The 17,698-nt window shown below is 56.7% G+C and carries 13 protein-coding genes and 2 tRNA genes; 13 read left to right on the top strand and 2 right to left on the bottom strand.

Going from position 1 to position 17,698, the window contains the following annotated elements; genetic code table 11:
* Window positions 1–4: 4 nt before the first annotated feature.
* A complete protein-coding gene (locus DSD30_RS13155; protein ID WP_114010120.1) occupies window positions 5–859 on the bottom strand; it encodes a D-amino-acid transaminase in 855 nt (284 codons plus the stop codon).
* 284 nt (window positions 860–1,143) lie between these two features.
* On the opposite strand from DSD30_RS13155, the gene DSD30_RS13150 reads away from it, so the two are divergent.
* The 3 genes from DSD30_RS13150 to DSD30_RS13140 all read left to right on the top strand — a co-directional run bounded on the left by DSD30_RS13150 (window position 1,144) and on the right by DSD30_RS13140 (window position 3,726).
* On the top strand, window positions 1,144–2,058 hold the full coding sequence (locus tag DSD30_RS13150; RefSeq protein WP_245418465.1) for a cation diffusion facilitator family transporter: 915 nt from the start codon (window positions 1,144–1,146) through the stop codon (window positions 2,056–2,058).
* Between the two features lie 137 nt (window positions 2,059–2,195).
* Window positions 2,196–3,161 carry an NAD(P)H-dependent flavin oxidoreductase gene (locus DSD30_RS13145; RefSeq protein WP_114010119.1) on the top strand — a complete coding sequence of 322 codons (966 nt, stop codon included), beginning with the start codon at window positions 2,196–2,198 and terminating at the stop codon, window positions 3,159–3,161.
* 151 nt (window positions 3,162–3,312) lie between these two features.
* Window positions 3,313–3,726 carry an MAPEG family protein gene (locus DSD30_RS13140; protein WP_114010118.1) on the top strand — a complete coding sequence of 138 codons (414 nt, stop codon included), beginning with the start codon at window positions 3,313–3,315 and terminating at the stop codon, window positions 3,724–3,726.
* A 55-nt stretch (window positions 3,727–3,781) separates the two neighbouring features.
* On the opposite strand, the gene DSD30_RS13135 is transcribed toward DSD30_RS13140, so the two are convergent.
* A tRNA-Pro gene (locus DSD30_RS13135) sits at window positions 3,782–3,858 on the bottom strand.
* 293 nt (window positions 3,859–4,151) lie between these two features.
* Here DSD30_RS13135 and DSD30_RS13130 point away from each other — a divergent pair.
* The 10 genes from DSD30_RS13130 to DSD30_RS13080 all read left to right on the top strand — a co-directional run bounded on the left by DSD30_RS13130 (window position 4,152) and on the right by DSD30_RS13080 (window position 17,470).
* Window positions 4,152–4,226 (top strand) — tRNA-Gln (locus DSD30_RS13130).
* A 208-nt stretch (window positions 4,227–4,434) separates the two neighbouring features.
* Entirely contained in the window at window positions 4,435–5,025 is a 591-nt protein-coding gene (locus tag DSD30_RS13120; protein ID WP_114010116.1) for an ANTAR domain-containing response regulator, read from the top strand.
* Between the two features lie 8 nt (window positions 5,026–5,033).
* Window positions 5,034–6,275, top strand: coding sequence for a CmpA/NrtA family ABC transporter substrate-binding protein (locus tag DSD30_RS13115; protein WP_114010115.1), 1,242 nt, complete (start codon window positions 5,034–5,036; stop codon window positions 6,273–6,275).
* 284 nt (window positions 6,276–6,559) lie between these two features.
* Window positions 6,560–7,954, top strand: coding sequence for a CmpA/NrtA family ABC transporter substrate-binding protein (locus DSD30_RS13110; RefSeq protein ID WP_114010114.1), 1,395 nt, complete (start codon window positions 6,560–6,562; stop codon window positions 7,952–7,954).
* 104 nt (window positions 7,955–8,058) lie between these two features.
* The gene (locus DSD30_RS13105) at window positions 8,059–9,141 is read left to right on the top strand and encodes an ABC transporter permease (protein ID WP_114010113.1); all 1,083 of its coding nucleotides are present in this window, start codon (window positions 8,059–8,061) and stop codon (window positions 9,139–9,141) included.
* A gap of 12 nt (window positions 9,142–9,153) precedes the next feature.
* Window positions 9,154–10,911 (top strand): ABC transporter ATP-binding protein, encoded by a 1,758-nt coding sequence (locus DSD30_RS13100; RefSeq protein WP_114010112.1) that lies wholly within the window; start codon window positions 9,154–9,156, stop codon window positions 10,909–10,911.
* Between the two features lie 5 nt (window positions 10,912–10,916).
* The gene (nirB, locus tag DSD30_RS13095; RefSeq protein ID WP_114010111.1) at window positions 10,917–13,358 is read left to right on the top strand and encodes a nitrite reductase large subunit NirB; all 2,442 of its coding nucleotides are present in this window, start codon (window positions 10,917–10,919) and stop codon (window positions 13,356–13,358) included.
* Window positions 13,355–13,690 carry a nitrite reductase small subunit NirD gene (gene nirD / locus DSD30_RS13090; RefSeq protein ID WP_114010110.1) on the top strand — a complete coding sequence of 112 codons (336 nt, stop codon included), beginning with the start codon at window positions 13,355–13,357 and terminating at the stop codon, window positions 13,688–13,690. Before nirB ends, nirD begins: the two co-directional genes overlap by 4 nt.
* Window positions 13,687–16,377: a nitrate reductase gene (locus DSD30_RS13085; protein ID WP_245418464.1), complete on the top strand. Its 2,691-nt coding sequence runs from the start codon at window positions 13,687–13,689 to the stop codon at window positions 16,375–16,377. Before nirD ends, DSD30_RS13085 begins: the two co-directional genes overlap by 4 nt.
* A complete protein-coding gene (locus DSD30_RS13080; protein WP_114010109.1) occupies window positions 16,358–17,470 on the top strand; it encodes an NAD(P)-dependent oxidoreductase in 1,113 nt (370 codons plus the stop codon). The genes DSD30_RS13085 and DSD30_RS13080 overlap by 20 nt, the downstream gene beginning before the upstream one ends.
* The last annotated feature ends 228 nt before the right edge of the window (window positions 17,471–17,698 follow it).

Raw genomic sequence — 17,698 nt, 5'->3', positions numbered from 1 at the left:
GAGACTAACTCAGGCTGTCGCGAGCAAAGGCCACATACAGCGCACGCAGGCGGGTGCTGACCGGTCCCGGCTGGCCATCGCCAACGGGCTCGCCGTCAAACTTGGTCACTGGCATGACGAACATCGAAGCAGAGGTGATGAAGGCCTCAGACGCTTCACCCACTTCCTCGGGCGTGAAGCTGCGCTCTTCAACCGTGATGCCGGTTTCTTCAGCCAAGGCCAGTACAGCCTTGCGGGTGATGCCGTGCAGAATCTTGTTGGACAAGGCCCGGGTTACCAGCACGCCATCCTTGGTGACGATGTGGGCATTGTTGGACGAGCCTTCGGTAACATAGCCACCTTCAACCATCCATGCGTCGTCGGCCCCAGCCTTCAGCGCAGCTTGTTTGGCCATCGAAGCGGGCAGCAGGCCAACGGCCTTGATATCGCGGCGCTGCCAGCGAATATCCGGCACCGTAACAACGCTAATCCCGGTCTTGGCGGCAGGATTGTCGATCACAGCTTTGGCCTGAGTGAACATGACCAACGAGGATTTTGCTTCTTTGGGAAAAGCAAAATCACGATCGGCCGCACCACGGGTGACCTGCAGATAAAGTCCGCCTTCCTTGACATCGTTGCGACGCAGCAGCTCATGCTGGGCGGCTTCCAGCTCTTCCATCGTGCACGGCTGATCCATCTCCAGCTCTTTCATCGAGCGTTCCAGACGGGCGAGATGGGCACCATTGTCGACCAGTTTGCCATCGATAATGGTCGAGACTTCATAAACGCCATCTGCAAACAGGAAACCACGATCAAAGACCGAAATCTTGGCGTCTTCTTCTGGCAGAAATTCGCCATTCACATACACGATACGGGACATCGAAAAGCCTTTCTTCAAACGGGGAACATGGAATCGCGCCGGGACAATGCCGCGCGTGGGTCTGGGAAGCTTGAGGCGGGGGCTCAGCCTGAACAGCTGGCTTTGTTGCGGGCAGTGTAGGTGGTGCGATGCAGACTGACAATCATCGCTCCGGGATTGGAGGGCGCTTCGCCCACTTATACACGGCTTTGGACTGGGTGATCTGTCGGGGTGGGATTCCTGTCTCTGATATGCAAGAAGAAGGCGATCACCCCTTCGCTTCCCCTCTTATAATTTGTCCGATCATGCCCTTTTCCCCTTCAAAACTGACCGCCATGCATCTTGCCATTGGCTCCATCTTCATTTCGCTCGTTGTTCTGGCAATGAAATATGCAGCCTATCTGCTGACCCATTCTGTCGGTCTGTATTCGGATGCGCTGGAGACGGTGGTCAATCTGACGGCGGCGATTGGGGTCGTGATTGCTGTCTGGCTCAGCGCAAAACCTGCCGATGACAACCATCCGTTTGGCCATCACAAGGCCGAATATCTCTCGGCAGTGGCTGAAGGGGTGTTCATTGTGCTGGCGGCCCTGTCGATTTTCCGTGAAGCCTATGCGGGATTTATGAATCCCCGATTGCTCGATATTCATTGGCTCGGCCTGTCACTCAATGCCGGGGCCGGTGTGGTCAATGGCATCTGGGCAGCTGTGCTCGTGCGTCAGGGAACGCGCATGCGGTCCCCTGCCCTGATTGCCGATGGCAAGCATCTGTTCACTGACATTGTTTCTTCGGTCGGTGTGCTGGCCGGCGTTGGTATTGCAGCCCTGACGGGTCTGCACTGGCTTGATCCTCTGCTCGCCTTTGCGGTGGGGGTCAGCATTCTGTGGACCGGCTGGGGTTTGCTCAAAGGCTCGATGAGCGGCCTGATGGACGAAGCGATCGATGAAGAAGAGCAAGAACAGATCCGCACCATCATCATGGCCAATGCCGATGGGGCGATCGAGGCGCATGACCTGAAAACCCGCCATTCGGGGCGGGTCATCTTTGTCGAGTTCCATCTGGTCGTGCCCAGTGCCATGTCGGTCGATACCGCCCATGCCATTTGCGACCGGATCGAGCATGCGCTGATGGACAATATGCCACATGCCGACGTGATCATTCACATCGAGCCGGAAGACATGGCGCATGAACCCCATTCCGAGGGCAGCATGGTCTTCTGACCCTCCCGCCTGACTGTGTTTGACCGTCGGTCAGGTGGACAAGTGCTCTCCGCCTTTCGAAGTCATTTACAGAGGCTCGAACATTCGCTAACCTCACCTTAACGTAATGTGCCAAACATTCTCCAAGGGGGACTCCCATGAGCCTGCCAGCTCTTTTCGACACACTCACCCTGCCCGCTGTGGCGTCGCCAATGTTCATCATTTCCAATCCGGAGATGGTTATCGCCCAATGCAAGGCCGGGATTGTGGGATCCTTTCCCGCCCTGAATGCTCGACCGCAAGAAAAGCTGGATCAGTGGCTGACCCAGATTGAGGAAGAATTGGACCGCCACAATCAGGCACACCCGGATCATCCGGCTGCCCCTTATGCCGTCAACCAGATTGTGCATCGATCCAATGATCGGCTGATGGCGGATATGGAAACCTGTGTCAAACACAAAGTCCCGATCGTCATCACATCGCTTGGTGCCGTGGAAGAGGTCAATCAGGCAGTGCATTCCTACGGAGGGCTGATCCTGCATGACATCATCAACAATCGTCATGCCAAGAAGGCGGTTGAAAAGGGAGCCGATGGGCTGATTGCAGTGGCAGCTGGTGCCGGTGGGCATGCGGGGACCTTGTCGCCGATGGCGCTGATCGGCGAGATCCGGCAATGGTTTGATGGCCCCTTGTTGCTCTCGGGGTCGATTTCGACCGGTGCCTCCATTCTGGCAGCCCAGGCCATGGGGGCTGATCTTGCCTATATCGGTTCGGCCTTCATCGCGTCACGCGAGGCCAATGCAGAGGAAGCCTACAAGCAGATGATCGTTGATTGCGGTGCCGATGACATCATCTATACCGACCGCTTTACCGGCGTGCATGGCAATTATCTCAAGCCCTCGCTGGTCGCATCAGGCATCAATCCCAAAGAACTGATGAAGGAAGAACGGAACAAAATGGACTTTGCCAAGGCCACCAATGAAGGCGCCAAGGCCTGGAAGAATATCTGGGGCTCGGGGCAAGGCATTGGTACTGTGGATCGTGTCGAACCGGTTCAGGCGATTGTCGACCGACTGAAGGTCGAATATGCGGCCACCAGACAACGGTTGCTTGCTCGGGAATAGAGAGAAAGTTCAGGCAAATTCAGGCAAATTCAGGGAAGCATGAAGAGTGCTTCCCTTTTGTAATTTTTCAACCTTGCCTTGTTTGCAGAAACAGGCACTCTTATTTCCAACATAGACACATTCTGTTTTTTCCATCACGAAAGATCAATCCATGACTGTAGCACTTTATGCGTCCCTCATTGCTTTTCTATTCCTTGCCTTATCCGTCAACGTCGTTCGCAATCGCCTCAAATTGAGAGTCGCTTTGGGAGATGGCGGCAAAGAAGCCATGCGGCAAGCGGTTCGGGCACACGGCAATCTGGCGGAATATGCACCGATCTTTCTGTTGCTTCTGGGGCTGGCAGAATATCAGGGCCTACCGGCTTGGGGGGTGCATCTGCTAGGCGCGACATTCTTGCTGGGTCGCCTGTCCCATGCCTACGGGGTGGCCTTCCGCGAACGCTATTCCCTGACTGGGGTCGAGAATCTTGCCTACCGAACCAGAGGCATGATCGTGACCTTTGTCTGCACCGTCAGCGCAGCCATATTCGTGCTGATCCAGTATATTCTCACACTGCTCAGCTGAGCAGTGAAAAGACTGGCTTTTCAGCAGCATACTTCAAATTTTCGGGGAAGTACCATGGTCGGAGCGAGAGGATTCGAACCTCCGACCCCCTGATCCCAAATCAGGTGCGCTACCAGGCTGCGCTACGCTCCGTACCGTTGGTGGGCGGCTTATAGCCTTCCTAATCGGTGATGGCAAGGGTCTCTCAAGGCAATTGTGCGAAACTTTTGAAGATTTCCACGCTCATTGTTCGACAGGCAGCAAAACCTATTCGAAAGTTCAGCGTATGTGTCAGCAACATCGCTTTCTGCCTTGAAACCAGCCCCGTGCCAGACCGTTCTTTTGCTGCGCTTTGTTTGTGAAAAAAGCAGGAAGGGCATTGCACCGCTGATATCGCTTCTGTATAGAAAGCCTACTTCGCGTCGCAGCCAAGCGCTTCGACCTGCTGGGGTGTAGCCAAGTGGTAAGGCAACGGTTTTTGGTATCGTGTACCGTAGGTTCGAATCCTACCACCCCAGCCATTCATTCTCCCTGATCCAATCAGTCTCCCTCTTTTCGTGATTCCAAGCTGTCTCCTCTGGCATGGTCTGCGCCTGGTTCGACGTTCGATCGTTGGCGTAACGGGTGCGATTTGCTCGATCAAAACTGCCTATTTTTGCGCCATTGTTTGAGAAAATACGCTGTTTGTTTGCGCTTTTCCGCGCTGCAGCAATATGCAAAAGTGCGGACATGTCACCATCGGATCTCAAAATTCTAGTCGCAGACGAAAACCGCACGCGCGCTTCCATCATCAAGTTGGGGCTGATCGAAAGCGGCTATCTGAATGTCGAGATCGTTGACAGCTTCTCAGGTCTGGCGCTGCTGGTACAGACCAGCCAGCCTGATGTCATCATTGTAGATTTGGAAAACCCGCAACGCGACACGCTTGAGGCCTTTTTTGCCCTGTCGCGCGCCATCAAAAGGCCGATTGCGATGTTTGTCGATCAATCGGACCTCTCCGCCATGGAAGAAGCAATTGATGCAGGGGTGTCGGCCTATGTGGTGGACGGGCTGAAGAAGGATCGCATTCGTCCAATCATGGAGATGGCCATTGCCCGCTTCCGGGCCTTCTCGAGAATGGAGGATGAGCTTTTCGAGGCCAAATCCCAGCTCAAGGACCAGTCGGTGGTCACCAAGGCCAAAGAAATCCTGATGGATCGCAAGGGTCTGAGCGAAAGCGAGGCGCACAGACAAATCCGCACCACCGCCATGAACAAACAAAAAAAAATGTCAGAGATTGCCAGCAGCATCGTCCTAGCTGCGGAAGCAATGGATTTGTAGGAGCAATCATGACCAGTAAAGCAACCCATATTCAGGCAGGTTACATTGCGCTCAATGATGCAGCTCCCTTGATCATCGCGCGGGAGTGCGGCTTTGCGGAGGCCGAAGGCATTGATCTGCATCTGCACAAGGAAACCTCGTGGGCAACCTTGCGGGACAAACTGGCGATTGGCCTGTTCGATGTTGCCCATTTGTTGGCTCCCATTTCGGTTGCCGCCAGTTGCAAACTGTTTCCCCTGCCGCTGGATATCGTTGTGCCCATGGCTCTGGGGCTGGGCGGCAATATGGTCACGATGGCACGGTCGATATGGGATGGCCATGCTCCGGCCTCCGGGCCGGTTTCCTTCGATGCCGGGGCGGCAGGGGCGCGGCTCAAAGCAATGATCGAGGATCGCCGCGCACGTGGAAATCCCAAGTTGCGCCTTGGGGCCGTGCATCCCTATTCAGCCCATAATTATGAGTTGCGCTATTGGCTCGCAGGCTGTGGCATAGATCCGGATCAGGATACCGACATTGTCTTTCTGCCCCCTTCCACCATGCCTGATGCGTTGCGGTCCGGTGCGTTGGATGCCTTTTGTGTCGGAGAGCCATGGAACAGCGCAGCCATTCTGGATGGCGATGGCGTCCTGCTGACCACCAAGGGTCATATCTGGCAAAACAGTCCAGACAAGGTGCTTGGCGTGCGGCGGTCCTTTGCCCTTGATCAGCAGGAAGCACACTATGCGCTCCTGCGTGCCTTGTATAAAGCCGCAGAATGGATCGAATCCCCGGCCAACAAAGAGGAGCTTTGCCGCATTCTCAGCGCACCCGGCTATATCGGGCTGAGTGAAACACGCCTCAAGCCGGGCTTTAACGGAGCCATCGAGACGGGACTTGCAGATCCCGAGCGCCTGAACATGCCGGACTTCTATTTGCCACTGTCTCGTGCTGCGCTCTTTCCGAAAGAAAGCCATGCCTTGTGGTTCTATTCCCAAATGGTGCGCTGGGGGCATGTGGAACTGAGTGACGACCATATTGCCCGTGTGCGGGCATCCTGTCATCCCGAGATGCTCAGAGCGGCGTTGGCTCCTCTGGACATCGCCCTTCCCGACACTCAGCAAGACATCCTGAGTGCCCAGGATATCCAGTCCCCAATCGCATCCGATCAGGGATTGGGGTCGCTGGGACCTGATGTCTTTTTTGATCGGATTCCGTTCGATCCTGATGCATTGGCCGCCTATGTCGCCGGGCAAAGAGTGGGCAAAAATTAAGCATTTGCACGTATTGATGACATTTTAGGCATCAAATGAATTAGCATCCCAAAGCATCTCAAAATCATTTTCGTGACAATTATTCCCTATATTTCAATGCCTTAATTATCAACCCCTGAAACTGGCACGCTGATTGCAGTGAAGGTTTCACATGCCGCGGCGATGCGGCTGGCCCAATGATGGGTCATGAAAAGGCAAAGCAGCCATATTGGTCTGGACATTCTCCTCCTCCCGGAATGTCCCCACCGGTATGGCTTTTTTTATGGACCAAACAGGAGGCATTTATGCCAGCAGCACGCAAGATCAAAACATCTCTTCTCATGACCGCAACCGCCCTCGCGGTGACCTTTGCGTCATCGTCCTACGCGGAAATGCTTGATGTCGAGAAGGATGAGTTGAAGTTCGGCTTCATCAAGCTGACTGATATGGCACCGTTGGCGATTGCTTATGAAAAGGGATATTTCGAGGATGAGGGCCTGTTTGTCACCCTCGAAGCACAGGCCAACTGGAAGGTTCTTCTTGATCGCACCATTACCGGTGAGCTGGATGGCTCCCATATGCTGGCCGGTCAGCCGCTGGCCGCCACCATCGGCTTTGGCACCAAAGCCCATATCGTCACTCCCTTTTCGATGGACCTGAATGGCAACGGCATCACCGTGTCCAATGAAATCTGGGAAATGATGAAGAAAAACATTCCCGTCGGCGACGATGGCAAGGTGGTGCACCCAATCAAGGCCGATGCCCTGAAGCCTGTTGTCGAGCAATTCAAGGCCGAAGGAAAGCCGTTCAATATGGGGATGGTCTTCCCGGTTTCCACCCACAATTACGAGCTTCGCTACTGGCTGGCGTCGGGCGGCATTCATCCCGGTTTCTATTCCCCGACCGACGTTTCGGGCCAGATCAAGGCTGACGCCCTGCTGTCTGTGACCCCTCCACCGCAAATGCCTGCCACACTGGAAGCAGGTACCATCTATGGCTATTGCGTCGGTGAGCCATGGAACCAGCAGGCGGTGTTCAAGGGTATCGGCGTACCGGTGATTACCGACTTTGAAATCTGGAAGAACAATCCCGAGAAGGTCTTTGGCATGACCAAAGAGTTCACCGAGGAAAACCCGAATACCACCCTCGCCATCACCAAGGCGCTGATCCGAGCGGCCAAGTGGCTCGACGAAAACGACAATGCCAACCGCATGGAAGCCGTGGAGATCCTGTCGCGGTCCGAATATGTCGGCGCGGATGCGGAAGTCATCGCCAACTCGATGACCGGTACGTTCGAGTATGAAAAAGGCGACAAACGCGACGTGCCGGACTTCAACGTCTTTTACCGCTACTTCGCCACCTATCCCTACTATTCGGATGCGGTCTGGTATCTCTCGCAAATGCGCCGCTGGGGCCAGATCCCGGAAGCCAAGTCTGACAGCTGGTATGACGAGGTTGCCAAGTCTGTCTATCGTCCGGACATCTATCTGAAAGCCGCCAAGATGCTGGTCGAAGAAGGCCATGTTGCCGAAGCGGATTTCCCATGGGAGAGCGATGGCTATCGCGCACCGACACCAGCCGCCGACATCATCGATGGCGTGGCTTATGACGGCAAGAAGCCCAATGCCTATCTCGACGCTCTGACCATCGGCCTGAAGACCGGAGAAATGGTCGAAGGCAGCGACATCATCAAAAAGTGAGGCCACGCAACGGATCGTCCGCCAATGATGGGCGGGCGGTCCAGCGACACTGTCAGGCAACCAGCCAGACGACCAATCTGACTGTCAGATAAGGGACCGAACCAATGACCGACATAACTTCCAACCCCGTGGCCCCGTCCGGCCCCAGTCCGCGTCAACAGCGCCTATTTGCGGCAATCAACAAGGCCAGCGGCTGGCTTGATGCGCTTGGCCTGTCCTGGTTGACGCCCTTGCTGAAACTGGCCGCAGGTGACAATGTCAAAGAGCAATTGTCTGAACTGAAACGGGTTCTGATCATCCCCTTGATGGGTATCATGCTTTTTCTTCTGCTGTGGGCAGGCCTTGCACCGCAGGTCAAGACCTCTCTCGGCGCCATTCCCGGCCCGGTTCAGGTGTGGGAACAAGCAGGCAATCTGTGGGACGATCATATCCGCGAACGAGAGAAAGCCGCTGCATTTTATGAACGGCAGGACAAGCGCAACGCCAAGCTCGAAGCTGCCGGCAAGACCGACAAGGTCAAGTGGCGCTCTTACACTGGCAAACCAACCTATCTAGACCAGATTGTTACCTCATTGGTGACCGTTGGTGTTGGCTTTCTGATTGGCACCCTGATCGCCGTGCCGCTCGGCATCGCCTCTGGCCTGTCAAAGACGGTCAATGGCGCGATCAATCCGCTGATCCAGATCTTCAAGCCGGTCTCGCCGCTCGCATGGCTGCCACTGGTGACAATGATTGTCTCTGCCCTTTATGTCGACACCTTCGATTGGTTGCCAAAATCCCTGCTGATATCCGCGATCACGGTGACGCTCTGCTCGCTTTGGCCCACCCTGATCAACACAGCGCTTGGTGTGGCGTCGGTTGACAAGGACCTGATGAATGTGGGGCGCGTGCTGCAACTGCCAACCAGCAAGACCATCACCAAGCTGGTGCTGCCGTCTGCCTTGCCGCTGATTTTTACCGGTCTGCGTCTGTCGCTGGGTGTGGGCTGGATGGTGCTGATCGCCGCTGAAATGCTGGCGCAGAATCCGGGTCTGGGCAAGTTCGTCTGGGATGAGTTCCAGAATGGCTCTTCCCAATCGCTGGCCAAGATCATGGTCGCTGTTCTGACCATTGGCCTCGTTGGCTTCATGCTCGACCGGGTGATGTATGCCCTGCAGCGCGCCTTCACCTTCAGCGCCAATCGATAGGGAGCCGATCTCATGTCCTTTTTGGAAATTTCCGCCCTATCGAAGCATTTTGGCGAAGGGGCCAGCCGCAACGATGTCCTCAGCGACATCAACCTGAAGGTAGAAGAAGGGGAATTCATTGCGATTGTCGGCTTCTCCGGCTCTGGCAAGACCACTCTGATTTCCCTGCTGGCCGGATTGATCGCTCCGGATCAGGGGGGCGTGATCTTCAAGAGCAAGGAAATTGCAGGCCCAAGCCCGGAGCGCGGACTGGTGTTCCAGTCCTACTCGCTGATGCCGTGGCTGTCGGTCTATGGCAATATCGAGCTGGCCGTCTCCAGCGTCCACAAACGCAAATCGAAAGCGGACCGGGCAGCGATCATCGACAAATATATCGAGATGGTCGGCCTGTCCCATGCCCGCGACCGCAAGCCGGCTGAATTGTCCGGCGGCATGCGGCAACGTGTGGCCGTGGCACGCGTGCTCGCCATGCAGCCAGAAGTGTTGCTGATGGACGAGCCTCTGTCTGCCCTTGACGCCTTGACCCGCGCCAAGTTGCAGGACGAATTCGCTGCCATTTCCGAGCAGGAAAAGAAAACCATCATTCTCATTACCAATGATGTGGATGAGGCGATTTTGCTGGCAGACCGGATCATTCCGCTGACCCCGGGACCAAAGGCAACCTTGGGACCGGAATTCAAGGTCGATCTGTCACGGCCGCGGGAGCGCGGAGAAATGAACCATGACGATGATTTCATCGCCCTTCGTGCCGCCATCACCGATTATCTGATGAATGTGGGCAGCGAACGCCATCACAGTGATGCGGACAATCTGATCGAACTGCCCAATATCTTGCCCTCGAGCCGGTCAAAGCCGTTGCCGCAGGCCTATCAGGAGGCGGCCCAGTCGCCACGCAGCGAGAAATATCTGCAATTCTCGCAGCTGACCAAGGTTTATCCGACCCCCAAAGGGCCACTCACCGTGGTCGACGGCTTTGAGCTCAATCTCAACAAGGGCGAGTTCATCACCCTGATCGGCCATTCCGGCTGCGGCAAATCCACGGTTCTGTCGATGGCCGCGGGCCTCAATCCGATCACGGGCGGAGGCATCATTTTGGATGGCAAGCAGGTGACCGGAGCCGGACCAGAGCGTGCGGTGGTGTTTCAGGCCCCTTCCCTGATGCCCTGGATGACCGCTCGGGAGAATGTCGCCCTCGGCGTTGATCAGGTCTATCCCAAGGCCAGCAAGGCGGAACGGGCAGATATCGTTGATTATTATCTCTCCAAAGTGGGTCTCGGTGACAGTCTCGACCGCTATGCGTCTGACCTCTCCAACGGCATGAAACAGCGTGTCGGGATTGCCCGGGCCTTCGCCCTTTCGCCCAAGCTGCTGCTGCTTGACGAGCCCTTTGGCATGCTCGACAGCCTCACCCGCTGGGAGTTGCAGGATGTGTTGATGGAGGTCTGGGACCGGACCAACGTGACAACCATCTGCGTCACACATGATGTCGATGAGGCCATTTTGCTCGCTGACCGGGTGGTGATGATGTCAAACGGCCCCAATGCCCGGATTGGCAACATCATGGAAGTGGATTTGCCACGGCCACGCTCGCGCAAGGAGCTGCTGGCCCACCCTGACTATTACGCCTATCGCGAAGAACTGCTCGACTTCCTTGAAGCCTATGAGGGTGGCGCAGACCCATCAGCAGATCAACTTCAATCAATCCAGCAAAAAAGGGCGTCCCGATTGGCACGCCAGCGCGGCTCGCAACCGACTTTTGCAGCGGAGTAAGACCTATGAAAAAGAAACTAGTCGTAATTGGCAACGGCATGGCACCGGGACGGATGCTGGAGCATCTGTTCGACAAGGCTCCTGATGCCTTTGACGTGACCATCTTCAATGCCGAACCACGGGTCAATTATAACCGCCTGATGCTGTCCCCGGTCCTGTCCGGCGAGAAGACCTATGAAGACATCATCACCCATGATGATACCTGGTATGAGACCCATGGCGTGACCCTGCACAAGGGTGCAAAGGTGACCGAGATTGACCGCGACGCCAAGATTGTGACGTCGGAAAACGGCATCAGCGCCTCCTATGACCAATTGGTGGTCGCTACGGGTTCCTCTCCCTTCATCATCCCCCTGCCCGGCCATGATCTGGATGGCGTGCTGACCTATCGCGATCTCGATGATGTGGAACGCATGCTTGAGGTTGCCAAGCAGGGCGGCAGAGCCGTGGTGATTGGCGGCGGTCTGTTGGGGCTGGAAGCCGCCGCTGGCCTCAAAGAACAAGGCATGGATGTCACCGTGCTGCATTTGATGCCAACCCTGATGGAGCGCCAGCTTGACCCGACTGCAGGTTACTTGCTGGAAAAAGCCTTCACGGATCGTGGCATTGACGTGATGACCGAGGCCAACAGCAAGGAGATCCTCGGATCCAACGGCAAGGTGACAGGCATTCGGCTTGAGGACGGCACCAAAATCGATGCCAAGATCATCGTCATGGCAGTGGGCATTCGCCCTTCCACGGCTCTGGCCAAAGAGGCCGGTCTGGAGGTCAATCGTGGTGTTGTAGTCTCGGACGACATGCGCACCTCCGACCCGGATATTTTCTCCCTTGGGGAATGTGTTGAGCATCGTCAGCAGTGTTATGGCCTTGTGGCCCCGCTTTATGACATGGCCGGGGTCATTGCCAACAATCTGATCGGCGGTGCGTCGGAATATCATGGCTCGGTGACGGCCACCAAGCTGAAGGTAACAGGGATCGACCTCTATTCCGCCGGTGACTTTGCGGAAGGAGAAGACCGCGAAGAGATCGTCCTCAGGGATGGTTCCAAAGGGGTCTATAAGCGGCTGGTGCTGGAAGGGGACAAGATCATTGGCGCGGTGCTGTATGGCGAAACCGCCGATGGACCTTGGTTCTTCGACATGTTGAAAAAGGCGACCAATGTTTCCGAGATGCGCGAGACGCTGATCTTTGGTCAGGCCTATCAGGGAGGGTCGCCGCTGGACCCTATGGCAGCCGTTGCAGCATTGCCCGATGACGCAGAAATCTGCGGCTGCAACGGCGTTTGTAAGGGCAAGATCGTTGGCGCGATCAATGACAAGGGCCTGACCAGCCTTGATGATGTCCGCGCCCACACCAAGGCCTCGGCCTCGTGCGGCACCTGTACCGGGCTGGTCGAGCAATTGATGGCTGCCACCCTCGGCGATGCCTACAATCCCAATGCGGTTGCCGCCATGTGCCCTTGCACCGATCTGGGGCATGGCGATGTGCGCCGCCTGATCAAGGCAAAGGAACTGAAAACCATCCCTGAAGTGATGCAAGCTCTGGAATGGAAGACCTCGTGCGGCTGCGCCAAATGCCGCCCGGCGCTCAATTACTATCTGGTGGCCGATTGGCCCGAAGAGTATGCGGATGACTATCAGTCCCGCTTCATCAATGAGCGGGTGCATGCCAACATCCAGAAAGACGGCACCTATAGCGTCGTGCCACGGATGTGGGGCGGTATGACCTCCTCGACCGAATTGCGGGCGATTGCCGATGTGGTCGACAAGTTCGACATTCCGTCGGTCAAGGTGACCGGTGGTCAGCGCATCGATTTGCTGGGCATCAAGAAGGAAGACCTGACCGCTGTCTGGGCGGATCTGGGCAAGGTCGGCTTTGTCTCCGGTCATGCCTATGCCAAGGGGCTGCGCACGGTGAAGACCTGTGTCGGCTCGGACTGGTGCCGCTTTGGCACGCAGGATTCCACCGGGCTTGGCATCAAGCTTGAAAAATTCATGTGGGGGTCTTGGACCCCCGCCAAGGTGAAACTGGCAGTCTCTGGCTGCCCGCGCAACTGCGCCGAGGCGACCTGCAAGGATATCGGCATCATTTGCGTCGATTCCGGCTATGAGATTCATTTTGCCGGGGCGGCTGGCCTTGAAATCAAGGGCACAGAAATCCTCTGCAATGTCTCTAGCGAAGCGGAAGCAATGGAATATTGCGTCGCCCTCCTGCAAATGTATCGCGAGCAAGGCTTCTATCTGGAGCGCATTTATAAATGGGCCAAGCGGATTGGTCTTGACGAGGTCCGGACCCAGATTGTCGACGATGCCGAGCGCCGCAAAGACTATTATGACCGTTTCGTTTTCAGTCAGAAATTTGCTCAGGTCGACCCATGGTCCGAACGGGTTTCGGGCAAGGACAAGCATGAATTCAATCCACTGGTGCTGATGGAGGCCGCAGAATGAACGCGCTTGGCAACAATTGGGTGCGTGTTGGCACCCTTGACGACATCCCGGTTCGCGGGTCCCGCAAGCTGACGGTGGGGGAGACAACCATCGCCCTGTTCCGCACCAGCGCCGATCAGGTCTTTGCACTGGAAGATGCTTGCCCGCACAAGAAAGGGCCGCTCAGCGAAGGCATCGTTCATGACGGCTGTGTCACCTGCCCATTGCACAATTGGGTCATTTCCCTTGAAAGCGGTCAGGCGCAGGGTGCCGATGAAGGCGCCACCAAAAGCTTCCCGGTGAAGCTGTCCGATCAGGACATTCTGATCGATCTGACGGGATTGAGTGCATGACAAAAATGGTGGCGACAGCAGAGGAGACAACCACCCGGTCCACCTGCCCCTATTGCGGGGTGGGCTGTGGTGTTCTGATCCGGCAAGGCAAGGATGGCAGCGTCAAGGTCAAGGGCGACCCTGATCATCCGGCCAATTATGGGCGGCTCTGTTCCAAGGGAACAGCGCTGGCGGACACGATCGGATTGGAAGAGCGCCTTCTGTCGCCAGAAATGAATGGCAAACAGGTCACATGGGACAAGGCCCTTGACCATATTGCGAACCGTTTCAACCAGATCATCACGGACTATGGCCCGGACGCCATCGCCTTTTATGTTTCGGGCCAGATCCTGACTGAAGATTATTATGCCGCCAACAAATTGATGAAGGGGGTGATTGGGTCGGCCAATATCGACACCAATTCCCGCCTTTGCATGGCGTCATCAGTCGCCGGACACAAACGGGCCTTTGGGGCCGATACGGTGCCGGGTTGTTACGAGGATCTGGAACAGGCAGATCTGATCGTGCTCACGGGCACCAATCTGGCCTGGTGCCACCCGGTGCTTTATCAGCGGATCTTTGCTGCCAAACAAAAGAATCCGGACTTGACGGTGGTGCTGATCGACCCGCGTCGCACCCGCACTGCCGATCTAGCCGACCTGCATCTGGCCATCCGGCCAGACGGGGACGTTGCGCTGTTCCTTGGTCTTCTTCAAAGGCTAGCTGCGTCCCCGGCCTATCATGCCACCTATGTTGCCGATCATGTCAATGGAATGGAAACAGCACTTGCGGCAGCCAATGCGCTGACCCCTGAGGCAATCAGACAAGCCACTGGCCTCAGCGAGCGCGACCTTGAAGCCTTTTACAGCCTGTTCGTGAAAACCGAAAAGGTGGTGACGGTTTACAGTCAGGGGGTCAACCAATCAAGCTGTGGCACGGACAAGGTCAATGCCATCATCAATTGCCATTTGGCAACAGGGCGAATTGGCCGTCCCGGCATGGGGCCTTTTTCGGTCACCGGCCAGCCCAACGCCATGGGGGGCCGTGAAGTGGGCGGCCTTGCCAATATGCTGGCCTGCCATATGGATATCGAAAATGACAGCCATCGGGCCTTGGTGGGTGACTTCTGGCAAACGGATCGCCTGCCGCACAAGCCGGGCCTGAAGGCGATTGACCTGTTTCAAGCGGTCGGCGACGGTAAAATCAAGGCCCTCTGGATCATGGCGACCAACCCGGTCGACAGCATGCCGGACGCCGATGCGGTGCGTGCTGCGATCAAGGCCTGCCCGCTGGTGATTGTCTCAGATGTGCAGGACCGCACCGATACACTCGATCTGGCCGACATCAAGCTGCCGTCTTTGGCATGGGGCGAGAAGGCGGGCAGTGTAACCAATTCCGAACGGTGCATTTCCCGCCAACGAAGCTTCCTGCCCGCACCCGGTGCGGCAAAGGCCGATTGGTGGCAAATGGCCGAAGTGGGCCGCAGGATGGGTCACGGGGCCTTGTTCCCATGGCAGAATGCAGCGGATATTTTCAGCGAATATGCGGCACTCAGCCAGCAGGACAATGATGGCAGCCGTGATTTTGACATTGGCGCATGGGCGGGACGCGATGCCGCCGACTATGACGCCATGCAACCCTTTTACTGGCCTCAAACCGAAGAGAAACCCTCATCTTCCAAGGCCACTCGTTTCTTTTCCAATGGTAACTTCTTCACCCCGGATCGACGGGCGCGAGCAATTGACGTTGCATTGCCAAAACAGCTCAAAGCCGTTGGCAAGGCCGGGATCGAGCCGCTCATTCTCAATACTGGCCGGGTTCGGGATCACTGGCACACCATGACCCGCACCGCCCGTAGCGCCCGGTTGTCGGCGCATCTGGCCGAACCTTTTTGCGAGCTCTCCCCTGAGGACGCCAAGGCGCGCGGCATTACTGATGCGTCTCTCGTTTCGGTCAGCAACGACCGAGGCGAGATTGTTGTCCGTGCCCTGATCACCGACCGTGTCAGGCCGGGGGAGGTTTTCGTTCCGATCCACTGGACCGATCAGGTAAGCGCCAAGGCCCGCGTTGATGTCTTGATACCGCCGGTCACAGACCCTTTTTCAGGTCAGCCAGCATCCAAGTCGGCACGGGTCACCCTCACCCCGGCCCCCATCCAGAGCTATGGCTTTGCGATCCTGAGAGACAAGCCGGTCGCCTTGGCGCTGCCTTACTGGGCAATCGCCAAGTGCAAGGATGGTTGGCGGGTGGAGTTTGCCCTGTCTGAGCGACCTGCTGCTATTGCGCCGCATCAGATGGCCGGCCTGTTTGACCTTCCGTCAGACGCCTCCCCTCTCGTCTTTCTGGACCAGCGCAAGGAGCGGATGCGATTGGCCCAGTTTGAAGGAGATCAGTTGGTCGCTGCCATCTTTCTCGCGGCAGAGCCTGTATCGGTGTCGCGTGATTTTGCCGCCGGGTTGCTCGACGGGCATCGGCGCACTTTCTCTGAACGGGCACAAGTGCTTGCCAGCGCGCCCAGCGCCGCCCTGCCCGACAAAGGCAAGATCGTCTGTGCCTGCATGCAGGTGGGGCAGAATGAAATCGCGGCCGCAATCGCTGCAGGTTGCCAATCCACCGATGCGGTCGGCGCCATGACACGGGCAGGAACCAATTGTGGCTCCTGCAAACCGGAAATCGCGGAGATGCTCCATGACATTGCTGCTGAATGAAGCCGGACGACGCAAAAGACGCACACGCCGTGAGCGGGTTGGCTGCCTTGCGACCTTGCCCGTTTTCTTCAACCTCAAGGGTGCGAAAGTGGTTGTAGCAGGCGACGGAGATGGGGCTGCGTGGAAGGCCGAACTGCTGGCAGCCAGCGGTGCCGAGGTTCATGTCCATGCCCCTGCACCGGAAGAAGACATGCTCGACCTTCTGACCAACGGCAAGTGTCATTCAGGCCAGTTGATCTGGCATCGAAAGCAATGGGATGAGACAAGCTTTGACGGGGCTGTGATGGCGATTGGCGATCTTGAAACCACTCATGAGTGCGTGCGCTTCAGACTTCAGGCCAACGCGGCGGGAGCGGTGGTCAATATCATCGACAAACCGGCCTATTGCCAGTTTCAGTTTGGCTCCATTGTCAATCGCTCACCTGTGGTGATCGGGATATCAACTGATGGAGCTGCGCCCATTCTGGGACAAGCCATTCGCCGACGGATTGAAAGCTTGTTATCGTCCACAATGGCCGATTGGGCTGATCTGGCGCGACGGGTTCGCCCTGCCGTTCTCAGGCACCTGACGGCTGGTGCGCCACGCCGTCGCTTTTGGGAGCGGTTCGTTGATTTGGCCTTTTCGGGTCGCAAGGTTCCGGATGTTTCTCACTTCGACGGCTTCATCGCGGAAGTGGCTCGACTCAAAGGAAAGCCGGGAACAGTCACATTCATTGATGCCAGTCATGGAGAAAGCGATCTGCTGCCAATGCGGGCAATCCGTGCACTGCAAGGCGCTGATGTGATCTTGCATGGCCCTGCAACCAACCTTGACATTCTGGAGTTGGCACGACGCGAAGCCAAGCGACAGACGATCGATGAAGCACAGAGCTTCGCGGACGGCGAGTTTGTCAGCACCGTGGACCGAATGGTGGCATTGAGCCAATCCGGCAAACATGTGGTCCGCCTTTTGGCGACCGATCCGCGCGATAGCCAGCAGATGCAATGCGAGTTGCAGTCCCTCACTGACCGACATATCCCGACCGCAGCCATTCCACCCTTGGCAAGGGAGGAGCAGTTTCGGCACGGCTTCGACGCGGTTGCGGCTGAATGAAGCGCTGTGCTGATAGCGATATGTCTGAATGAATGGTGCAGCGTTCTTATCGACAGGCTGTGGCGGATTGATGTCGCTTTTTGCCAGTCCGGTCAGATCGAAATGAGTGACTTTGTCCTCATCCTTCCTGTTTCGGCATAGGCTGCCGGGCAAGACAAATGATCAAGCTGCAGCGATCAGTTTGCAGTGCCTTCGTTCGGGATCAGATCAGCGCCAACACGCGCTGCA

This window comes from Cohaesibacter intestini (genome assembly GCF_003324485.1).
Taxonomy (GTDB): Bacteria; Pseudomonadota; Alphaproteobacteria; order Rhizobiales; family Cohaesibacteraceae; genus Cohaesibacter; species Cohaesibacter intestini.
The sequence above is the reverse complement of the archived record's forward strand: the minus strand, read 5'-3'. Positions and strand labels throughout refer to the sequence as shown.

Excerpts from the sequence above, each read along its gene's own strand:
- DSD30_RS13140 (WP_114010118.1), top strand. The coding sequence starts at position 3,313 with ATGACTGTAGCACTTTATGCGTCCCTCATTGCTTTTCTATTCCTTGCC.
- DSD30_RS13105 (WP_114010113.1), top strand. The coding sequence starts at position 8,059 with ATGACCGACATAACTTCCAACCCCGTGGCCCCGTCCGGCCCCAGTCCG.
- nirB (WP_114010111.1), top strand. The coding sequence starts at position 10,917 with ATGAAAAAGAAACTAGTCGTAATTGGCAACGGCATGGCACCGGGACGG.
- DSD30_RS13145 (WP_114010119.1), top strand. The coding sequence starts at position 2,196 with ATGAGCCTGCCAGCTCTTTTCGACACACTCACCCTGCCCGCTGTGGCG.
- DSD30_RS13085 (WP_245418464.1), top strand. The coding sequence starts at position 13,687 with ATGACAAAAATGGTGGCGACAGCAGAGGAGACAACCACCCGGTCCACC.
- DSD30_RS13110 (WP_114010114.1), top strand. The coding sequence starts at position 6,560 with ATGCCAGCAGCACGCAAGATCAAAACATCTCTTCTCATGACCGCAACC.
- DSD30_RS13150 (WP_245418465.1), top strand. The coding sequence starts at position 1,144 with ATGCCCTTTTCCCCTTCAAAACTGACCGCCATGCATCTTGCCATTGGC.
- DSD30_RS13100 (WP_114010112.1), top strand. The coding sequence starts at position 9,154 with ATGTCCTTTTTGGAAATTTCCGCCCTATCGAAGCATTTTGGCGAAGGG.
- DSD30_RS13120 (WP_114010116.1), top strand. The coding sequence starts at position 4,435 with ATGTCACCATCGGATCTCAAAATTCTAGTCGCAGACGAAAACCGCACG.
- nirD (WP_114010110.1), top strand. The coding sequence starts at position 13,355 with ATGAACGCGCTTGGCAACAATTGGGTGCGTGTTGGCACCCTTGACGAC.
- DSD30_RS13080 (WP_114010109.1), top strand. The coding sequence starts at position 16,358 with ATGACATTGCTGCTGAATGAAGCCGGACGACGCAAAAGACGCACACGC.
- DSD30_RS13115 (WP_114010115.1), top strand. The coding sequence starts at position 5,034 with ATGACCAGTAAAGCAACCCATATTCAGGCAGGTTACATTGCGCTCAAT.
- DSD30_RS13155 (WP_114010120.1), bottom strand. The coding sequence starts at position 859 with ATGTCCCGTATCGTGTATGTGAATGGCGAATTTCTGCCAGAAGAAGAC.